This window comes from Mesorhizobium sp. Cs1299R1N3 (genome assembly GCF_037179625.1).
Taxonomy (GTDB): Bacteria; Pseudomonadota; Alphaproteobacteria; order Rhizobiales; family Rhizobiaceae; genus Mesorhizobium; species Mesorhizobium salmacidum.
In genome coordinates this window covers 106,614-125,868 of sequence record NZ_JAPYKQ010000004.1, presented here as the reverse complement: position 1 = coordinate 125,868, position 19,255 = coordinate 106,614, and the positions used below count along the sequence as shown (strand labels likewise).

General features: G+C 63.4%; 19 protein-coding genes. 5 read left to right on the top strand and 14 right to left on the bottom strand.

Going from position 1 to position 19,255, the window contains the following annotated elements:
- Nucleotides 1–3: 3 nt before the first annotated feature.
- The 7 genes from O7B34_RS11760 to O7B34_RS11730 all read right to left on the bottom strand — a co-directional run bounded on the left by O7B34_RS11760 (nt 4) and on the right by O7B34_RS11730 (nt 7,238).
- Entirely contained in the window at nt 4–825 is an 822-nt protein-coding gene (locus O7B34_RS11760) for a sugar phosphate isomerase/epimerase family protein (RefSeq protein ID WP_337146231.1), read from the bottom strand.
- Between the two features lie 207 nt (nt 826–1,032).
- On the bottom strand, nt 1,033–1,875 hold the full coding sequence (locus O7B34_RS11755) for a carbohydrate ABC transporter permease (RefSeq protein ID WP_337146230.1): 843 nt from the start codon (nt 1,873–1,875) through the stop codon (nt 1,033–1,035).
- A 6-nt stretch (nt 1,876–1,881) separates the two neighbouring features.
- Entirely contained in the window at nt 1,882–2,778 is an 897-nt protein-coding gene (locus tag O7B34_RS11750) for a carbohydrate ABC transporter permease (protein WP_337146229.1), read from the bottom strand.
- Nucleotides 2,779–2,898: 120 nt separating this feature from the next.
- A complete protein-coding gene (locus tag O7B34_RS11745) occupies nt 2,899–4,146 on the bottom strand; it encodes an ABC transporter substrate-binding protein (RefSeq protein WP_140505644.1) in 1,248 nt (415 codons plus the stop codon).
- 111 nt (nt 4,147–4,257) lie between these two features.
- Nucleotides 4,258–5,403, bottom strand: a complete 1,146-nt coding sequence (locus O7B34_RS11740; RefSeq protein ID WP_337146228.1) for an ABC transporter ATP-binding protein — start codon at nt 5,401–5,403, stop codon at nt 4,258–4,260.
- An 80-nt stretch (nt 5,404–5,483) separates the two neighbouring features.
- Nucleotides 5,484–6,434, bottom strand: a complete 951-nt coding sequence (locus tag O7B34_RS11735; protein WP_337146227.1) for a PfkB family carbohydrate kinase — start codon at nt 6,432–6,434, stop codon at nt 5,484–5,486.
- A 3-nt stretch (nt 6,435–6,437) separates the two neighbouring features.
- Nucleotides 6,438–7,238 (bottom strand): class I fructose-bisphosphate aldolase, encoded by an 801-nt coding sequence (locus tag O7B34_RS11730; protein ID WP_023756676.1) that lies wholly within the window; start codon nt 7,236–7,238, stop codon nt 6,438–6,440.
- A gap of 162 nt (nt 7,239–7,400) precedes the next feature.
- Between O7B34_RS11730 and O7B34_RS11725 the strand changes: the two genes are divergently transcribed.
- The 3 genes from O7B34_RS11725 (at nt 7,401) to O7B34_RS11715 (ending at nt 10,535) form a co-directional block, all read left to right on the top strand.
- Entirely contained in the window at nt 7,401–8,162 is a 762-nt protein-coding gene (locus O7B34_RS11725; RefSeq protein WP_337141404.1) for a DeoR/GlpR family DNA-binding transcription regulator, read from the top strand.
- Nucleotides 8,163–8,417: 255 nt separating this feature from the next.
- Nucleotides 8,418–9,566: a Gfo/Idh/MocA family protein gene (locus O7B34_RS11720; protein WP_337141403.1), complete on the top strand. Its 1,149-nt coding sequence runs from the start codon at nt 8,418–8,420 to the stop codon at nt 9,564–9,566.
- A gap of 18 nt (nt 9,567–9,584) precedes the next feature.
- Nucleotides 9,585–10,535, top strand: a complete 951-nt coding sequence (locus O7B34_RS11715; protein WP_337146226.1) for an alpha/beta hydrolase — start codon at nt 9,585–9,587, stop codon at nt 10,533–10,535.
- Here O7B34_RS11715 and O7B34_RS11710 read toward each other — a convergent pair.
- Nucleotides 10,523–11,557, bottom strand: coding sequence for a LacI family DNA-binding transcriptional regulator (locus O7B34_RS11710; RefSeq protein ID WP_337146225.1), 1,035 nt, complete (start codon nt 11,555–11,557; stop codon nt 10,523–10,525). The genes O7B34_RS11715 and O7B34_RS11710 overlap by 13 nt on opposite strands.
- A gap of 254 nt (nt 11,558–11,811) precedes the next feature.
- Here O7B34_RS11710 and O7B34_RS11705 point away from each other — a divergent pair, with 254 nt between their 5' ends.
- Nucleotides 11,812–12,765, top strand: coding sequence for a tagatose kinase (locus O7B34_RS11705; RefSeq protein WP_337146224.1), 954 nt, complete (start codon nt 11,812–11,814; stop codon nt 12,763–12,765).
- On the top strand, nt 12,762–14,045 hold the full coding sequence (locus O7B34_RS11700) for a D-tagatose-bisphosphate aldolase, class II, non-catalytic subunit (RefSeq protein ID WP_337146223.1): 1,284 nt from the start codon (nt 12,762–12,764) through the stop codon (nt 14,043–14,045). Before O7B34_RS11705 ends, O7B34_RS11700 begins: the two co-directional genes overlap by 4 nt.
- A gap of 200 nt (nt 14,046–14,245) precedes the next feature.
- Here O7B34_RS11700 and O7B34_RS11695 read toward each other — a convergent pair whose 3' ends face one another.
- Genes O7B34_RS11695 through O7B34_RS11670 form a run of 6 tightly spaced genes read right to left on the bottom strand, consistent with a single transcriptional unit; the run spans nt 14,246 to nt 19,237 of the window.
- Nucleotides 14,246–15,037 carry a sugar isomerase domain-containing protein gene (locus tag O7B34_RS11695; protein ID WP_140714781.1) on the bottom strand — a complete coding sequence of 264 codons (792 nt, stop codon included), beginning with the start codon at nt 15,035–15,037 and terminating at the stop codon, nt 14,246–14,248.
- A 40-nt stretch (nt 15,038–15,077) separates the two neighbouring features.
- Nucleotides 15,078–15,848, bottom strand: coding sequence for a GntR family transcriptional regulator (locus tag O7B34_RS11690; RefSeq protein WP_140505665.1), 771 nt, complete (start codon nt 15,846–15,848; stop codon nt 15,078–15,080).
- On the bottom strand, nt 15,845–16,720 hold the full coding sequence (locus O7B34_RS11685; protein WP_337146222.1) for an ROK family protein: 876 nt from the start codon (nt 16,718–16,720) through the stop codon (nt 15,845–15,847). Before O7B34_RS11685 ends, O7B34_RS11690 begins: the two co-directional genes overlap by 4 nt.
- On the bottom strand, nt 16,717–17,457 hold the full coding sequence (locus tag O7B34_RS11680; RefSeq protein WP_337146221.1) for a PIG-L deacetylase family protein: 741 nt from the start codon (nt 17,455–17,457) through the stop codon (nt 16,717–16,719). The genes O7B34_RS11685 and O7B34_RS11680 overlap by 4 nt, the downstream gene beginning before the upstream one ends.
- Nucleotides 17,454–18,308, bottom strand: a complete 855-nt coding sequence (locus O7B34_RS11675; protein ID WP_337146220.1) for a carbohydrate ABC transporter permease — start codon at nt 18,306–18,308, stop codon at nt 17,454–17,456. Before O7B34_RS11675 ends, O7B34_RS11680 begins: the two co-directional genes overlap by 4 nt.
- Nucleotides 18,305–19,237 carry a carbohydrate ABC transporter permease gene (locus tag O7B34_RS11670; protein ID WP_337146219.1) on the bottom strand — a complete coding sequence of 311 codons (933 nt, stop codon included), beginning with the start codon at nt 19,235–19,237 and terminating at the stop codon, nt 18,305–18,307. The genes O7B34_RS11675 and O7B34_RS11670 overlap by 4 nt, the downstream gene beginning before the upstream one ends.
- Between the last annotated feature and the right edge of the window lie 18 nt (nt 19,238–19,255).

Sequence of the window (19,255 nt, the reverse complement as noted above, 5' to 3'; positions counted from 1 at the left end):
GTCTCAGGCCCCGTAGCCGCGCATCGTCTGGCGGTTGGTCTTGACCGCACCGGCCGGATCGGCGGCCGCGGTGTCGGATTCTTCCTCCAGCACCAGCCAGCCGTTGAAGTTCGGCGCGGTACCGGCGATCTCGATGACTTGTGGCGTGTCGCAAACACCTTTGCCCAGCATCGCCCACGTGCCCTTGGCGTCGACGTCCTTGAGGTGGATGTAGCGAATGCGGTCGCGGTAGGTGGTGAGCGTGTCGGCCATGTCCTTGTGGCCGCGCAGGATGTGACCGGTATCCGGCACCCAGCCGACCAGATCGGCGTCGAGCAAGGCAAAGATCGCGTCGTAATCGGCGCGGTCGAACAGCAGCGTGTTGTGATGCGAACTCGGATGCACCGCCACCTGGACACAGGCCTTGCGGCCGAGCTCGCCGGCCTTGTTGTACAGCTCGGCCGCGATGGCGAATTTGCCGTCGCGCGGCCCGTCGGAGACGATGGTCGCCGAGCCCATCGACACCAGCGCATCGGGAAAGTTTGCCACGAAATCGATCCAGCGCCTGGCAGTTTCGAGGTCGGCGCCGATCTCATCCTTCAGCGTGAAGCCGCTCCTGGAGCCAAAGGCGAAGGAAACCAGCACCAGGCCGGACGACTTCAGCGCGGCGGCGAACTCGGCTGGCTTGCCGGCGTAGCGGCCGATCATGGTGTCGGTGATCTCGATGCCGGCGTAGCCACCATCCGCGATCGCCTTCAACAGATCGTCGGGGCCACCGGTGAACCGGTCTCCCAGCATTTCCCAGGTGAAGGTCTGGCAGCCGACTTTGAGGTCTTTCACGTTCATCCTTTCATTCCTTGATTCCGCCTATTCCTTGAGGCCGCCCTGCGTCAGGCTTTCGATGATGTGGCGCTGGAAGAACAGCACGAGCATGATCAGCGGAACGGGACGACGGCCGAGGCCGCGGGGATATCGCCCGCCAGCAGATAGGGTCCAATGATCTATTGCAATACACGGGGGCCTGCTCCGTCAGTTCTCCTTGGGATGGACATCCTACTTGACCGAGCCCGCGGTCATGCCGGCGAGGAAAAATCTCTGGGCAACGAGGTAGATGAGCAAGAGCGGTAGCGAGCCGAGCACGCTCATCGCCATCATCTGGTTCCATTCGAAGGCGTGCTGTCCCATCAACAGCTGTATGCCGATCGGGACGGTGCGCATGGACGTTGACTTCGTCAGCGTCAGCGCAAAGAGAAATTCGTTCCAGCACAACAGGAAGGTGTAGACCGACGTCGCCACGATACCGGGCAGAGAAATCGGGACGATCACTCGCCAGAGCGCTGTCCAACTCGTGCCGCCATCAACGGCGACGGCTTCATCGAGATCGCGTGGCAAGGTGTTCAGGTACCCTGTCATCAGCAGGATCGCATAGGGCAACGTAAACACCAGGTAGGTCAGGATCAGCGCGACATAGGTGTCGAAGATGCCGTACGAGACGACAAGCCCGAAGAAGGGGATCAAAAGTGTGATCGGCGGGATCGTCTGCGTGCTGATGATGATTGTATTCAGGCTGCCCTTGCCGCGGAAGTTGAAGCGGCTGAAACCGTAGGCCGCCAGCAAGGCGATCAGCACTGTCAGCACGGTCACCGCTCCCGCCACGAAGTAGCTGTTGAAGAAGAAGCGCAGCTTTACCGGGTCGCCAAGGATGGCTGCATATGCTTCCAGCGTGAAGGCCTTTGGCAGGATGGTTGGTGGCAGGGCAAAGATTTCGGTATTCGACTTGAACGAGCTGCTGAGCATCCAGTAGATTGGGAAGGCTGCGAAGAACAGCCCTGCCGCAAGGGCAACATGCAGCGCGACGGTGATCAGTTTGTCTTTGCCAGAGTTCCGTTTCCTCATGGCGTCCTACCTGGCCCGCTGATAGCGAATATAGAACAGCGTCAGGCCGAGCGAGATCAGCAGGATGACCACAGCGCTCGCCGACGCCTGGGACAGGTTGTAGCTCGAAAACGCCAGCTTGTAGGTGTAAGTGCTGAGGACCTCGGTCGCGTAGATCGGCCCGCCGCCCGTAGTTATCCAGATCAACGGGAAGACCTGCATGGTCCAGATGAAGTCGAGCAGCGAGATGCTGATGATGATCGGCATCAGCTGCGGGATGGTGATGAAGATCAGCTTCTGGTAGGCCTTCGCCCCGTCGATATCGGCGGCCTCGTAGAAATCCTTGGGAATGCCTTGCAGACCCGCGAGCAGGCTGACCATGAAAAGCGGGTAGCCCGCCCAGATATTGGCGAAAGTGACGGCGTGCAGAGCGGTCTCGGGCGAGGAAAACCACTCGATCTTGGAACCGATGATGCCCATCTGCATGAGAATGCTGTTCACGACACCGTTCGGCTCAAGCAAGAGGCGCCAGATCACGGCGATGATCACCGCAGTGAACAGCCAAGGCAGTATATAGAGCACGCGCAGCACATTGCGCAGCGTCGGATTGATGCGGTCGCTGTTCAGCATGAGTGCGAAGACCATGCCGATGGTCATATGGAAAACGACACTCATGCCTGTGAAATAGAGCGTATGCCACAGCGAAGCCCAGAACACGGGATCGTCAAAGATCGCCTGGTAGTGCTTTAGCCCGGCAAAGGATGGATCACGACGCAGTACCGCGCTGTTCTGAAAGGAATAGGCAATCACCGTGACCATCGGCAACAGCATCAGGAGCCCGACTATGAGCAGCGAGGGCGACAGATAGAGATAGGGCGCCACAGCTCGTTTGAGCTTGTGATGGGAGCGCTTCTGCCGGGTCATGGTGGCAACCTCGCGACAAGAGAAATGAGCTTCAAATACCATTCAGGTTCGTCATTTGCCGGCTGGCCCGCCTAATGGCAGGCCAACCGATAAGTGGGCCGCGAGAGCGGAGCACGCCGATCAGAATTTCGCCATCCAGCCCTTTTGCGCGGCAGCGGCCGCCTCTTCCGGCTTTTGCTCACCGGCAAGCATCTTTTGAGCCTGCACGTCGAACTGGGTCATCAAGTCTTCAGCCACCGGCAGGCCCGTGAACTCGTTGGCGAGATAGCCGGTCTTGAAGATCTCGAAAGCCTTGCCGAAAGCCTTGTCGGACGTCACGAAGTCAGGCTTGGCGTTGACGTTGCCCGGGAAGGCGTTTGCAAGCGAAACGAGCTTGGCGTTCACCTTTTCGCTCATCAAATACTGGACGAGTTTCCACGCCTCCTCCTGATGTTTCGAGGCCGCGGAGATACCGATGCCCCAGGAGGCATAGGGAAGGCCGCGCTTTCCGGTATAGTTTTCCACGACCGGGACAGGGATGAGGTCGAAGTTCAGCTTGGGATTGCGCTTGCGGATAAGGTTCACATGCGCAAGCGAGTCGATCATCATCCCGACGCGGTCATTGACGAATTCCTCGACCTTTTCCTGCTCGGTCTTGGTGGCGATACCGGGCGAGATGGTGCCGGCGTCGTTGAGAGATTTGACGAAGGTGAGCATATCCACCACCGGTTTGCCCTCGAGGTCGGGCTTGCCGTTCGCCATCATCGATTGACCCGAAGCCCAGACCCACGACATCATGTCGTTCTGGACACCGGACGGCGTTTGCAGCGACAGGGGCAGCACCCAGCCATACTGGTTCTTGTCGGCGTGCGTCATCTTCTTGGCGGCTTCGAGAAATTCCGCGCGGGTCGACGGCAGCTTGGTCACGCCTGCCTGGGCGGCGAGGTCCAAATTCACGAAGACCGGATAGACGAACGAAGCGACCGGGAACATCACCGCCTTGCCGTCCACCTTGATGATATCCGCGACCTGGCTCTTGTCGAAGCCGCTTGCGTCCATCATCGGGTTCATGTCGGCCAGCGCGTTCTGCGCGTTCAGATTGTTTACCCAGGCGCCGTCGAGGCCGACGACGTCGCTGAGCGTTCCGGTTGCCGCACCAACCGAGATCTGGTCTCGCGTGGTCGCGTAGGGGCCGCTGACCAGCGTCACCTTGATTCCGGGGTTCGCGGCCTCGAAGTCATCCATGATCGCCCTGAGCGAGCCAGCCGGCAATTCGGGCTCCCACCATTGGGTGAATTCCAGCGTCGTGTCCGCCATGGCGCCGGTTGCGCCAAGCAACCATGCGGCCGCGGCTATTTTCAGCATCGCGGGTTTTATACGGAACGTCATATTCTCCTCCTTCTCTGGGGACCGACCGCACAATGCTGCCGATCGTCTGGTTATTCAGAAGTCTTCTTACGCAGACGCCTCGCCCTCGCCTGCGGGCCTTGCCACGGATCTTCAGATCGCCAGATGCGTCTCGGGATCGAAGAAATGCAGCTTGACGTCATCCAGGGCCAACTGGATTTCCGAGCCTGAGCGGACTGTGCTGACCGGTTCGAATTTCGCCACCGCGTTCGACGCCCGGCCGAAATCCTCCACCGCGTCAGGGTCGCCGGAGTCCACCCTGACCGCATCGATGTTCAGATGGACGATGTGCTCGGATCCGAGCTCCTCGATCGAGGTCACCTTTGCCGGTATCGTCTGATACTTGCGTCCGGATTCGAGGCTGCTGTCATAGAGATGCTCCGGTCGGATCCCGAACACGACCTTGCGTCCCGCATAGGATCTCAAGGCCGGCCTGCGGATGAAGGCCTCATCCTGCAGCCGGACGGCGAAGGTGCCGGAAATCAGGTCGTCGCCCGTCAGGGTCGCCTCGAAAAGGTTCATCGAAGGAGAACCGATGAAGCCGGCAACGAAGGCGTTCACCGGCGATTCATAGAGTCTCTTGGGGGTGTCGACCTGCTGCAGCACGCCGCCTTTCAACACCGCGACCCTGTCCCCCATCGTCATCGCTTCGGTTTGGTCGTGGGTCACGTATATGGTCGTGACGCCGAGCTGCTTTTGCAGGCTGGTGATTTCGGCGCGCATCTGAACACGCAGTTTCGCGTCCAGATTGGAAAGGGGTTCGTCCATGAGAAAGGCGGCCGGCTCGCGCACCATGGCGCGGCCCATGGCAACCCGTTGACGCTGTCCTCCTGAAAGGTTCGCGGGTTTGCTGTCCAGCAGCGACGTCAATTGCAGGGTTTTGGCGATCTCGTCCACGCGCTTCTTGCGCTCGGCCTTCGGCTTGCCTGCCAGCCGCATCGAAAAGCCGATGTTTTCGAACACGGTCATATGCGGGTAGAGCGCGTAGCTCTGGAAGACCATCGCGATGTCGCGGTCCTTGGGCGGCATGTCGACGACGTCCACCCCGCCGATCCGAAGGCTGCCGCTGGTGATGTCCTCCAATCCCGCGATCATCCGCAACGCGGTGGACTTGCCGCAGCCGGACGGCCCGACGAGAATCAAAAATTCACCGTCCTCGACCGATAGGTTCAAGTGGTCGATCGCGTTGAAATTGTTCCCGTAGGTTTTGCAGATATTCTCAAGAATGACTTCTGCCATCTTCCTCCCTCCACAAGTCTAATCCACCGCTTTTTATAGTTCTCCTCGGCTTATGTTCACCTGCGAAATACTGCGATAGTTCAGGCTCCAGTATCTAGCTGCGCATATTTCAGTTCGACTGCCGACGGTGCGTTCGTCGATGCCAGGAATTCCATGACCTGGCCGTCGGTCGGAAGCGCCTCGCGCCCGCCCCGCCCCGTTATCGAAAGGGCCGCCGCCGCGGCCGCGAATGCGACCCGGCGCGCGGTGTCGGCCCCGCGCTCCAATGCAAGGGCATAGGCGCCATGAAAGCAGTCACCGGCGCCGGTCGAATCGACGACAGCGACCCGATGCGGAGGCAGGTGCCAGAGCCCTGTCTCGTCGCGTCCGCGATAATAGACGCCCCTGCCGCCATCCGTCAGAACCACGGCGGATCGCGACGGCAACCACAAGGCATCGAGAATCTCGGCGGGCGATCGGCACTCCGTGAAAGCCCGCGCAAAGCCGAGGGGAAGAATGAGATGGTCGCACAGCGCGATCAGCCTCTCGGTGGCTGGGCCGCTGCTCCATTCGATATCGCCGAGGATCGCAAGGCCGAGATCGCGAGCCCGAACCACGACATCCAGCGACCGGATCGCGTAACTATCGACGATCAGGACTGTCGCGCGGCTGAGGACCTCGTCCGGAAAGTCCGGCGCGGTGCCCAGCATCGCTTCGTCGTCATAGGCGATGAACCGCTCCCCATCCGAGCCGACGGTGATCCGCGAGCGCACCGGGCGTGCGTGCGGGTGGCGCGGCGCGAATGCAGTTTCAACGCTGCTCGCAACGAGATCGCACAGCACGGCGTCGTCCGCGGCACTGCCCAGCCATCCGATGAACCCGGCGGTTCCGCCGAGCCGCGCGACGGCGGCAAGGGCCGTCGCGACATTTCCTCCGAAAGCTCTGGTGCTTTGCAGAACCTTCCCCTTGCCCGCCGACAACGGCTGATCGACATAGACGATGTCGTCGATCGCAATAGCTCCGAAGCCGAGGATTGAAGGGACGGTGGGCATCGTTCAGGCACCTGCCTTCGCCAGGGCGTCTTGCGCCGAAAGGCCGTCATGGATGACGCCCCGAAAGGCAATCGCTGCCTTCTCCGGATCGCCATGCCCCCAGAGATTGCGGCCCACCACGGCACCGCGCGCGCCGGCACGGATGGCGTCCGCCGTCTGCTGAAGAGCGCCGAGCAGCGTATCGGTCTTCGGGCCACCCGCGATCACAACCGGCACCGGGCATGTCCGAACGGTCTCTCGGAACGACTCGAAATCGCCGGTGTAGCCGATCTTGATCACGTCGACGCCGGACTCGTAGCCGATGCGCGCCGCATAGGCGATCTCGTCGGGGGTGAAGACGATTTTTGCGCCGTCGGTGAAATCGCGAGGGTAGATATGCGCGACTACCGGCATGCCGTAGCGGGCCGCCGCATTCACCGAATCGGTCAGCCAGCGTATGTATTTGCCCTCGGTCGCGCCGCGTACCGGAATGGCCACGGCCAACGCATCGGCGCCAGCGCGCACCGCATCCTCGGGCGTTGCAATCAGCTCACTGATGCGATCGTCCGGGGTGAAGCAGCCGGCCTGGATCACCAGGGAAGCCTTGCCCGCGTATTGCGGCCACAGATGGCGCGCGGTGCCTGGCTGGATGCTGACGTAGTCGGGTTTGCCCACCATGACGCGAGCGAGCGCGCCCGGCAGATCAGCAAGACCTCCTTTGCGCACGTCGCCATAGCCGACAAAGTGGTCGACCGCGCCGCCAAAAAGGTTTCCCGATGGATGCGAGAAGAGGCGCGCAAGGCGCACTTTGGTTCCTAGGCTCATGAGTGCAAAATGTCCCAATCGTTTGGTTTCAAAATCCTGGAACCAGTGTTTGCGAAAGAAACGATAAATGCAATCTTTCGAAAGCTTTCGAATTCGCGTATTTTTGGTAAGGTGAGCCGAGGCCAGGGCGGTTGCTCGGCGCATGGAGGCGAGGACAGGGCAATGTTGTCAGAGCAGAGACGCCAATCGATCCTGAGTGAGGTGCAACGCAGCGGACAGGTTCGCACGAAGGACTTGTCCGACGATTTTGGCGTGTCGGAAGTCACGGTGCGCTCCGACCTCGAGATACTGGACCACAAGGGCCTACTGACCAAGACCCGTGGAGGGGCGGTGACCCGGACCACGGATTCGACCACGGCCGCGTTCGCTCGGCGGATGCAAACGAACCTCGATGCGAAGAAACGCATCGCCCGGGCAGCGGTAGATCTGTTCGAGGACAACCAATCGGTCATCTTCGACGGCGGCTCGACATTGATGCAGGTTGCCATGCAGTTACCGCCGCTCAACAATGTCGTGGTCGCGGCCACGGCGATGAATATCGTGCAGCATCTGATGCATCGGCCCGGGCTCGACGTGCACATGATCGGTGGCCGGGTCTATCCAGACACGGTGAGCACGCTGATTACCGATGCCGACACGGCTCTCGGCGGCTTGGTGGCGCATCAGGTCTTTGTTGGCGCGCATGCGATCGACTCGTCCCTGGATGTGGTCGACGTGAACGAAGACATGGCGCGAACGAAGCGAAACCTGGTGCGCATGGCCCGGCGCGTTGTCCTCCTTGCGGATTCGAGCAAATGGGGCGTCAGCGGGACCTCGAAGGCATTTTCGCTGTCGGGCGTCCATGTGGTGATCACCGACGATGCCCTGCCCGGTCCAATACGCAGCCAGCTGGATAAAATCGGGGCCAAGGTGATCTATGCCTGAACCCGTCGCGGTCCCTTGGCCGCAACCGAAAGACCCGATGACCACGGATTCGCATCGGCGGCCGGCCGTTTTTCCTTCTGACATTTTCTCCTCCCAAGGCTGGCAGCCTCCCGATGCGCGCCAGCCATTTCCGCATGTTCTATAAAAATTTTACGCGCGTCAACATTTAAAATGTTGTATAGCGATTTTGAAAGCGATCCGGCACCATAGCGACGGATCGGGTAGCGTGACCGTATTGGGAGGGTACGACAGAAAATGCAGGCAAAATCACAGGCCAAACTCGGCATCGGCGTCATCGGATGCGGCAACATCTCGATGACTTACCTGCGCAACGCCGCGCTGTTCGGCGGCATCGAATTGCGCGCCTGCGCCGATATTTCGGCCGAGATGGCGGCGTTACGGGCCAAGGAATACGGCATTCGGGCACTCGGCGTCGATGCGCTGCTGGCCGACCCCGAGATCGACCTCGTCCTCAACCTCACCATTCCGGCGGCGCATTTCGACATTTCGTTCTCCGCCCTTTCGGCGGGAAAGCATGTCTTCACCGAAAAGCCGCTGGCAATCTCGGCCAGCGACGGGCGCCGGCTGGTGACCGAGGCGGCCAAGCGTAGCCTGCTGCTCGGCTCGGCTCCCGATACCTTCCTTGGTGCGGCCGGACGCAAAGCGCGCCGCCTGATGGACGAAGGCGCCATCGGCCGCCCGGTCACCGGCACCGCCTTCATGATGGGACGCGGCATGGAACACTGGCATCCCAACCCGCAGTTCTACTATCAGCCTGGCGGCGGCCCCGTATTCGACATGGGACCCTACTATCTGACCATGCTGGTCAACCTGCTCGGTCCGGTCGCCCGCGTCATGGCGATGGCGACGAAGGGCCAGGAGGAACGGCTGATATCGGCCGAAGGGCCGTTCAAGAACACCAAATTCAAGGTCGGCACGCCGACCAATGTGCTGTCGCTGCTCGAATTCCGCTCCGGCGCGACTGTCACCTTCGGCGCATCATGGGACGTCTTCAGGCATTCCAATCATCCGATCGAACTGCACGGCACCGAGGGCTCATTGCGGCTGCCCGACCCGGACACGTTCGGCGGCACCGTCTCGCTGTCGGAACGCGGCGCCGACTGGAAGGATTTCGCCAGCGAAGGCGAACTCTACGGCGCCCGCAACTGGCCTTACGCGGCGCCCGACCGCGCCAATTACCGCATGCTCGGCGTCGCCGACCTGGTGCGTTCGCTGCGGACAGGCGCCACACCCCGAGCTTCCGGCAATCTGGCCCTGCATGTGCTGGAGATCATGGAAGCGATCCTGCATTCGGGCGAGACGAAAAGCTCGGTTGCGATCACAGGTGACGTCGTCCAGCCGGCCCTGCTCAGCGAAGACGAGGCACGCGGCCTGCTCGCCTGACCCGCAGCGGAGATGACGATGACACTCGATCCGGATGCATTGCGTGCCCTCGAAATCGGCCGTGCCGCCGGCGGCGAACCGTTCGAGAATGGCAGCGTGGCGGCGGCACGGGCCGCCTATATCGCTTCGTTCCCGACTCAGCAGGGCGAGCACGAGCCGGTCGCGGCAACCGGGCAGCAGCAGATCGACGGGCCGAACGGCCCGGTCACGATCCGCATCCATCGCGGTATCGGCGCGCCGCGAACCGGGGCGCGCGCCTTGCTGTATCTGCATGGCGGCGGCTGGGTGATCGGCAATCTCGATTCGCATGACGAGATCTGCCGCTGGCTGGCCAATCTCGGCAACGCCGTCGTCGTCTGCCCCGACTACAGGTTGGCGCCGGAGCACACGTTTCCCGCCGGGCTGGAGGATTGCGCGGCGGCGCTCCGCTTCATGGCCGGGAACGCTGGCGAACTCGGCATCGACCCAGCCCGCATTACGGTTGCCGGCGACAGCGCGGGCGGCAACCTTGCCGCCGTTCTGGCGTTGCTTGCCCGCGACGGGCTGGCGCCGCCGCTTGCCGCCCAAATCCTGATCTATCCCAACACCGATGCCCGCCAGACGGCGGACAGCTACCGGCGTTTCGGCGACGGCTTTGGGCTCACCGCCGCCACCATGGCCTGGTTCCGCGACCACTATGTGCGAACGCCTGATGACATCGCGGACTGGCGCGTATCGCCGCTGCTGGCCTCCAGCCTTGCCGGCGCACCACCCGCCTTCGTCGTGATAGCCGGCCACGACATCCTTGCCGACGAAGGCACGGCCTTTGCCGAGCGCCTGCGGGCCGACGGAGTGCCGCTGGTGCTGCGACACTGGCCGGGTCAGATCCACGGCTTCGTCTCAATGGGCCGGCACATCCTGGCCGCGCGGCAAGCGGTGAGCGAGGCGGCGGCCTGGTTCCGCCTGCAGACGTGTGCTCAGGCCGACTGACGCATCACCAGGGTCGCGCCAAGCTTGACGTTGCGCGCCAGATCCTGGCTTGGCGGGTCAGTCTCGTCCAGAAGCGCCAGCAGGATCTCGACGCTGCGGCCGGCCATGGCGGCGAAGTCCTGCGCCATGGTGGTCAGCGCGGGACAGGTGTAGCGGCTCAGCGGATGATCGTCATGAGCAGCGACACGGAAATCACAATCGGCGCGGCGGCCGATCTTCAGCCCGCGCGAAAAGGCAGCCGACATCACGCCGAAGGCGAGACGGTCATTGGCGCAGAGCAGCGTGCGGGCCGGCAGGCCGCCGTTCCCGAGCGTCCTGTCCATCCATTCGTGACCGATGCGCTCGAAGTCCCAGCTATAGTCGCCCGCCGCCTTGAGAACGGTGGGCTCCAGGCCGGCGGCGTGCATCGTGTCGATATAGCTCTGCAGCCGTTCGCTCGAATTGTGGTTGACGTGCGGGATGTCGACATAGACCGGCGGTTCGCCGGACCGGCAGAGATAATCCACGATCGTCGAGGTGCTCTGGTGGTTGTCATTGCCGACGAACGGCGTGTCGCCTTCGATATAGGTGTCGAAATAGACGATCGGGATGTCCTCGCTCATCCGCTCGAAGACGCCGGGCTCGGAGACCAATCCCAAGGGCGCGACGATGGCGCCGGCGACCTTCAGCGACATCAGCGTCCTGACCGATTCGGCCTCCAGCTTCGGCGAACCGTGCGAGGAGATGACGATCGGCCAAAACCCTTCGTCGCGGCAGCGCAGTTCGATGCGGCTGACCATCTCCGCGTAGAACGGATCTGTGATCGCCGGCACGACGATGCCGACATTGCGGGTACGCTTACGATTGAGATTGCGGGCAAAAACATTCGGCTGGTAGTCGGACGAACGAAGCGCCGCCTCGATGCGCGCTCGTGTCGCCGGCTTCACGCTGGCCGGATCGTCAAAGTACTTCGACAGGGTCGGCCGGGACACGCCGGACGCCCTGGCGAAATCATCCATTGTCCGGTGCGTCTTTTCCGCCATCGATATTTCAGGCTCCTTGCCCTTAATGCCAGCCTTCGCGCACCGGCCAGAATCAGTCTTGCGACCATTGCGCTGAGGCAGCATTGCTTGACCGAACTTATTCAGTCAAATTTCCCATGTTTCCACTACAACGCAAAAGCATTGCGCACGTCAAATTATTTATTGACGCTTTAAAAATGGCAACTTAGGTTTTGACCCGCACGGACACGCGGATAGCGCAATCGGACGCCGTCCGTCCGGCAGATGGTGAGGACATGAAGAAACTGGTTTGCGCCGGCGAGATCCTGGTCGAGATCATGGCCGAGCGGATCGGCCAGAGTTTTCGCGCTGCCGGCCCGCTGGTCGGTCCGTTTCCGTCAGGCGCTCCCGCCATCTTTATCGATCAGGCGGCGCGGCTCGGCCAGCCGGCAGGACTGATCGCGGCGGTGGGCGACGACGATTTCGGCCATTTGAACATCGAGCGCCTGCGCGCCGACGGCGTCGACATCTCCGCCATCACCGTCCATCAGGGTGCCGCAACCGGAACCGCCTTCGTCACCTATGAGACCGATGGCAGCCGGCACTTCGTCTACAACATCAAGCAGAGCGCCGCCGGGCTGATCGAGATGGGCGCGGAAGCGCGCGCGCTGCTGGCCGGCGCCGACCATTTTCACGTCATGGGCACATCACTGTTCTCGCCCGAGGTGATCGAGGTTGCCCGCAACGGGATCGAAGCCGTCAAGACGCGCGGCGGCACGGTCTCCTTCGACCCCAACATCCGCAAGGAGATGCTCGATCTGCCAGGCATGCGCGACGCCTTGCATTTCGTGCTGTCGAAGACCGATGTGTTCCTGCCGAGCGGGCCGGAACTCTTCACCTTCGCCGAGGCAACCGACGAGGAGAGCGCGGCGCGCGAAATGCTGGACCGCGGCATCTCCGCCGTGGTCGTCAAGAAGGGCGCGCAAGGCGCGGTCCATTACGACCGGTCAGGGCGCATCGCTTCACCCGGCTTCGTCGTCGACGAAATCGACCCGACCGGCGCCGGAGACTGTTTTGCGGCAGCCTTCGTCTCCTTCTGGCTGCGTGGAGAAGCACCCGAGAGAGCGCTCGAGATCGCCAATGGCTGCGGCGCGCTGGCGGTGACGAAGAAGGGACCGATGGAAGGCATCGCCTCGCTGGCCGAGGTCGAGGCGTTCATCGCAACCGCCAGGACCGCAGCACCGGCATGAGCCAGGCGACCGACAGGCTGGCCGCCATAGCATCGCGCCGTGCGGCCGGCGAACGCTGTGGCATCACCTCGATCTGCTCGGCCCATCCTCTGGTCATCGAAGCGGCGCTGCGCCACGGCAAGGCGCGCAACGCCGACGTCCTGATCGAGGCCACCTGCAACCAGGTCAACCACGAAGGCGGCTATACCGGCATGACACCAGGCGATTTCCGCCGCTTCGTCGAGACGATCGCCGGCAAGGCCGGCTTTCCCCTGGACAGGCTGGTGCTCGGTGGTGATCATCTTGGCCCCAATCCCTGGAAGCACCTGCCGGCACCCGAGGCCATGGAAAAGGCATCGCGCATGGTGGATGCCTATGCCGAGGCCGGCTTCACCAAGATCCATCTGGACGCCAGCATGGGCTGCGCCGGCGAAGGCGCGGCACCGCCCGACGCCACGATCGCCGCGCGCGCCGCCGAACTGGCCGAGGTGGCGGAGGCCGCGATTGAACGAACAGGCGGCGCCAGGCCTGTCTATGTCATCGGCACTGAAGTGCCGGTGCCGGGCGGTGCCCTTGAAGCAATGGACCATCTGGCGGTGACGACACCGGAGGCGGCCCGTGAGACGGTGCGCATCCACCGCGATGCCTTCAGCCAGCGCGGCCTCGACCAAGCCTTCTCGCGGGCGATCGGCGTCGTCGTGCAGCCGGGCGTCGAATTCGGCAATGCCGAGGTGATCGCCTACCGGCCGGAACGCGCCCGGGCGCTCGCCGGCACGCTGCGAGACCTGCCGCAATTCGTCTTCGAGGCCCACTCGACCGACTACCAGCCGGCCGCCGCGCTGAGCGCTTTGGTCGATGACGGTTTTGCCATCCTCAAGGTCGGACCATGGCTGACCTTCGCGTTGCGCGAAGCGCTCTACGGATTGAGCCACATCGCTGACATTCTTGCTCCCGACCCGGCTCGGGAAAGCCTGCCGGCGGCGATGGAGCGCGTCATGCTGGCGGCGCCCGACAACTGGAAGAATTACCATCACGGCTCCGAGGCCGAGCAGCGGATCGAGCGACATTTCTCCTACAGCGACCGTATCCGCTACTACTGGCCGGCGCAGGCGGCGCGACAGGCCGTGAACGCGCTGATGCAGGCGCTGGGCGAGCGCGACATCCCCTCACCCCTGATCAGCCAGTATCTCGGCCGTCTCGACAGCGCGGTGGCGAGCGGACCCGTCGCGCCAAAGGCCAGGGAACTCCTCATCGCAGGCGTGACGGATGTTCTCGACATCTATGCCAGCGCAACTGGCTGATCCGACAGTTATGTCCGTGGCATAGAACCAGGGCACCCGTGGCGCGGCGCTAGCTTTTCCGGCGTGTCGGTGTAGTGGGCCCAGTCGGGCGCGAAACGGTGGTCGATCAGGCCTGCAGGCGCACTGAAAACCGTCGAGCGCAATCTGCTGGGACGGTGGTCCACCGGGAAGGCGCCGGCAGCGCCTCCCCGGCCGCAACATTATTCGCCGCGCATCGTCGCCTGGAAGGTCGGCAGGTGTTTCTTCTGCGCTTCCAGCATGCGTTCGCGGTAGACACCGTAGATGACGTCGGTATCGTGCAACGTCACGCCGGCGATCGTCGGCGAGGCGAAGACCGGCAGTTCGATGCCGCGCTTGGCGAGTTGCTCGGCCGTGCGCGCGATCAACTCATGCGCCAGGATCATGGCGAGCACCGTCGATGAGCCCGACACCGGACGGCTCCAACCTTCGACCGGTACAATGGCGTCCTCGATCGGCGAGCAGGTGTCGATGACGAGATCCGCCGCGTCGGCCAGCCGCTTGCCGGAGGAATGCGTCGCCGGCTTGTCGAGATTGTTCTTGCTGGTCACCGCGACGACGAAGATGCCGCGCTTCCTGGCATAGAGAGCGGTGTCGATGCCGGACGAATTGCGGCCGCTGTGGCCGAAGATGATGATTGAATCGCCCTTGTTGAGCGGCTGGTGGTCGAGGAATTTCTCGGCATACTTTTCAGTTCGCTCCAGCCACAGAAGCTCGCGCACGCCGCCGGCGCCGAGCACGTTGTGCCACATCACGCGCGGGTCGGTCAGCGGGTTGAAGCCGACATAGCTGCCGTAGCGCGGGAACACTTCCTGCACAGGCAGCACCGAATGGCCCGAACCGTAGAGGTGGACCAGCCCGCCGCCTTCCAACGAGTCGGCAAAGCGGCTGGCGGCCTGGCCGAAGGCCTCTTCATTGGTTTTCGCTGCCTTGTCGATGAGAGCGGCGAGACGGTGGATGTAGAGATCGGACACGTGGGGTACTCCTTTTTAAAGATCTGCTTGGGAGGGTGGATCAGCTTCGCGGATTGGACGGGACGCGCCCGGCGCGCAGTGTCGAGCGGATTTCGTAGCGGTCGCCGCGCATGATGGAGACGGTGAATTCGAACGGGCCGCGCTCGTCGGTGGTGATGCGCTCGACGATGAAGGCGGGGCTGCCGGCGGGCAGGTCGAGCAGTTCGGCATCCGCCGCCCCAACCGCGCCGACGCGGTAATTTTCCCGCGCGGCCGCCGGCACAATGCCGTAGTGACGCTCCAGCGCCTCGTAGAGCGAACCTTGCAGCAGGCCGGCGTCGAGGAAGCCCGGCACGCGCGCGGCCGAAAGCTGCGCCGTCTGGATGCCGATCGGCTCGCTGTTGCCCAACCTGAGACGCCTGATGCGCACCACCGGATCGCCCTCCTCGATCTCCAGCGCGCCGGCGGCAGCCGCATTGGCTGATGTCAGTCCGCAGTCAAGCAGGCGCGAGCCGGCGACCACACCCATATTGCCCATTTCCTGGGTGAAGCTGGTCAGCTCGCGCGTGCCGGCCACCAGCGTGGTGGAGCGCACGAAGGTGCCGCGGCCATGCTCGCGCCTGAGCAGTCCGCCTTCCTCCAGATTGCGTAGGGCGTGGCGCAAAGTGATGCGGCTGACACCGAACAGGGCACACAGCCGGTCTTCGGCCGGGATCTGGTCGCCGGTCGCCCATTCGCCGCTCTTGACGATGGCGCGGATCGCCTCCTCGACCTGATACCAGAGCGGCTCCGGCCGTCTGCGGTCCGGCTGCTGAAAACTCGCTTGGCTCATCGCACCTGTCTCCACTCTTTCCCCGCGCGACCAGCCAATGCCGCGCCGATAAGGCCGGCGCCCGGGCCGAACCGGCCGGACCGAACCTCGATGCCACGCAGATGCGACGGCAACTGGCGCAGCAGCGCGGCAAGCAGCGGTGGTCGGATCACGTCCAGCGCCTCGGCCAGTCCTCCCGAAATCAGAACCGCCTGCGGATCGAGCAGCGCCACGGCGCCGGCAAGCGCGGTGCCGAGCCGCCGCGCCGGCACTTCCAGCAAGGTCTGCGCGGCGAGTTCCCCGCCTTGGGCCGCGGCGATCAGCTGGCGGCCATCGGCGAGGCCAATCTGGGCGGCAAGCGCATCGAGTGCCCGGCCCGAGGCGACGCGCTCCAGCCAGCCACTGCGCTCCTCGCCATGATCCTTGATGTCGGCGCAGGCCCAGCCGAACGAACAGGCGCCGCCATGCGCGCCGGCAACGATGCGGCCGTTGGCCAGCACGGCCGAGCCGATGCCGGTGCCGATGGCGAGCAGGATCGCATCCGACATGCCCTTGGCCGCGCCCTCGACGACTTCCGCCAGCAGCGCGATCTGCGCGTCGTTGCCGAGCGCCACGGGCAGGCCTGGAAACAAGGCCTGGATGTCGACGCCGTCGAGAAACGGCAGGTTCGGGATCCAGCGGCAGACGGCACCTTCGACGAGCCCAGGCACCGCGATGCCGAGCGCCTCGATCGCCCCAGCCTCGGTGCGCAGGGCCTGGATGCGGGCGACGAACGAATCAAGACTGGCCGGCGCCGGCTCGCGGCTCGGCATGTCCAGCGCACCGACGTCGCCGGTGAAGACGGCGGCGCGCAGATTGGTGCCGCCGAGATCGATGGCCAGAACCCGCGTCATCGGCCAGGCCCTTTGCCGAACGGCGGCGCGAACAGGCCGCTGCCGGCATTCCACGAATGCGACGCCGCCGCGAAGCCTTGTGCGTAACGCGTACCGCGCAGGCAGCCGCGCAGCCGGTAGAGCGCGCTGTAGTAGTCGACATAGGGAAAGCTGCTGAGGCCCCGGGCCAGCTCGTATTCCTCGACCGCCTCGCTCCAGGCCTCGAAGCCATCGCTGACATCGACGAGATGCTCGGGCCGAAAACCGTCATCGTCCTCCCAGTTCTCGCCGAACAGGAGCAGTTGCGGCGTGTGCGCCGCGTGGTCGCTGGCAACGGTCGGCAGGGCGGCGTAGAAGATGCCGGTCCGCGTCAGATGCGCGGCGGCGCGATGGTCCTTGTGCCAGCTGCCGTGCCAATGGGTAATGACGATCTCGGGTTTGAGTTCGCGAATGATGTCGCATACCTCGAGCGCCGTCTCGTCGTCCGACGGCAGGAAGGCGTCGCGCAGGCCGAGGCTGCGCACCTTGACACCAAGCCGCTCAGCCGCCCTGCCCGCTTCCTCTTCCTTCTGCACGCAATAATGCGCGGGGATGAGACAGGGATGCCCCTGCTCGCCCATGGTCAGGTGCAGGAATGTCACCGTGGCACCGCGCTTTACGGCGGCGGCGGCCAGCGGCCCGGCGATCACCTCGGCATCGAAGGCGTGCGCGCCGACAACCAGGATGGACTTGGCGGCGTAAATCCTGTCCTCGATCATTTCATACCTCCCCCGGCACCGACGCCTTCGCGAATCTGGCGGGCAAGCAGACAATACATGATCAGGATGGGCGCCATGGAGATCGCCAGCGAGGCGAACACCAGGCCCCAGTCGGTGCGGAACTGGCCGACGAAGACGCTGATCGCCAGCGGCACAGTCTTGTAGCGGTCGTCGAAAATGAAGATCAGCGGAAAGAAGAAGTCGTTCCACACGGCGATCGCCGTGAAGATGGCGACGATCGAGACCGCCGGCTTCACCATCGGCAGGATGATCTGGAACAGGATGCGGACCTCGCCGGCGCCGTCCATACGCGCCGCCTCGTCGAGTTCGGAGGGCAGCACGCGCATGAAGTTGGCGAAGATGAAGACGGCGAAGGGAATGCGGATCGCCGAATAGACGAGGATCAGGCCCGTCAGGGAGTCCAACAGGCCGAGGTTGCGCATCAAGGTGAACAGCTCGACAGAGGCCAATCTGATCGGCAGCATGATGCCCGACAGGAACAGGCCGAGCATGATGGCGTTCCAGCCGAGCTTGTAGCGGCTGAGCGGATAGGCAGCCATCGCCGAGACGACGATGATGAGAATGACCGCGCCGCCGGTGACGATCAGGCTGTTGATGAAATTGTGGCCGAGATCGGCGCGCATCCACGCCCGGACGAAATTGTCGAAAGCCCAACTTTGCGGCAGGCCGAGCCGGTTGTCGTAGATTTCGGCCGTGGTCTTGAAGCAGGAGACGACGAGAATGTAGAGCGGCAGCAGAACCGCCGCTGTCCAAATGGCCAGCAAGGTCCAGCCCGGCAGCCGCGCCAGTCTTGGCGGAAACGTCCTGTACGGGATCGCCGGCGCGCTCATAGCTGCACCGTGCGGCGATCGAAGAAGCGCAGCATCAGCAGCGTGCCTATGCTGAGGATCAGGAACAGCACGGTGCCCAAGGCCAGCGCCAGACCGATATCAGTGATACCGACAGCGCCCTCGGCGCCGAAGGCCAGCCGGTAGAAATAGGTCACCAGCGTGTCGGTCGAATAGCTCGGATTGCCCTGCACGCCTTGCATCACATAGACGATGTCGAACTGGTTGAAGGTGTTGATGAACGACAGCGTCGTCAGCGTGCCGAGCGCCGGCATCAAAAGCGGCAGCGCGACGGAAAACAGCAGGCGCGCATTGCCGGCGCCGTCGAGCTTCGCCGCCTCGAAGATCTGGCCGGAAATCTGCCGCAGGCCCGCCGTGTAGATCAGCACCGGCAGGCCCATCCAGTTCCAGGCGTCGACGGCGATCAGCATTCCAAGCGCGGTGTGGCTGTTGCCGAGCACGGTGAGGCTGCCCTGATGGAGGCCGAGCCCGTTCAGCGCCCATTCGACGACGCCGCCCGGCGCCAGAAGCAGGCGCCACAGCGCCCCGACGATGACGGGGCTCAGAACCGCCGGAAAGAAAAACACCGACTGGAAGAAGGCCGCTCCCCTGTCGCGCAGGAACAGCAGCCAGGCGAACAAAAGGCCGATGCCATTCTGGAAGAGCATGATGCCGAAAAACCAGACGGTGTTGTGCCACAGCGCGCCATAGAGCCGCGCACCGCTGGGAAAGACAAACAGGCGCGAAAAATTCGACAGGCCGGCGAATTCGACCATGCGCAGGCCCTTCCAGATGAAGAAGCTGCCCCACAGCGACATCGCCAGCGGATAGAGGACGAAGAGCATGTAGACGGCCAGCGCCGGCAGGATGAAAAGCACGGCCATGCGCTGCTGCGTGCGTTTCAGGCTGCTTGGGTGGTGAAAATTGGTCATGCGTTGTTCTGTCCGGCG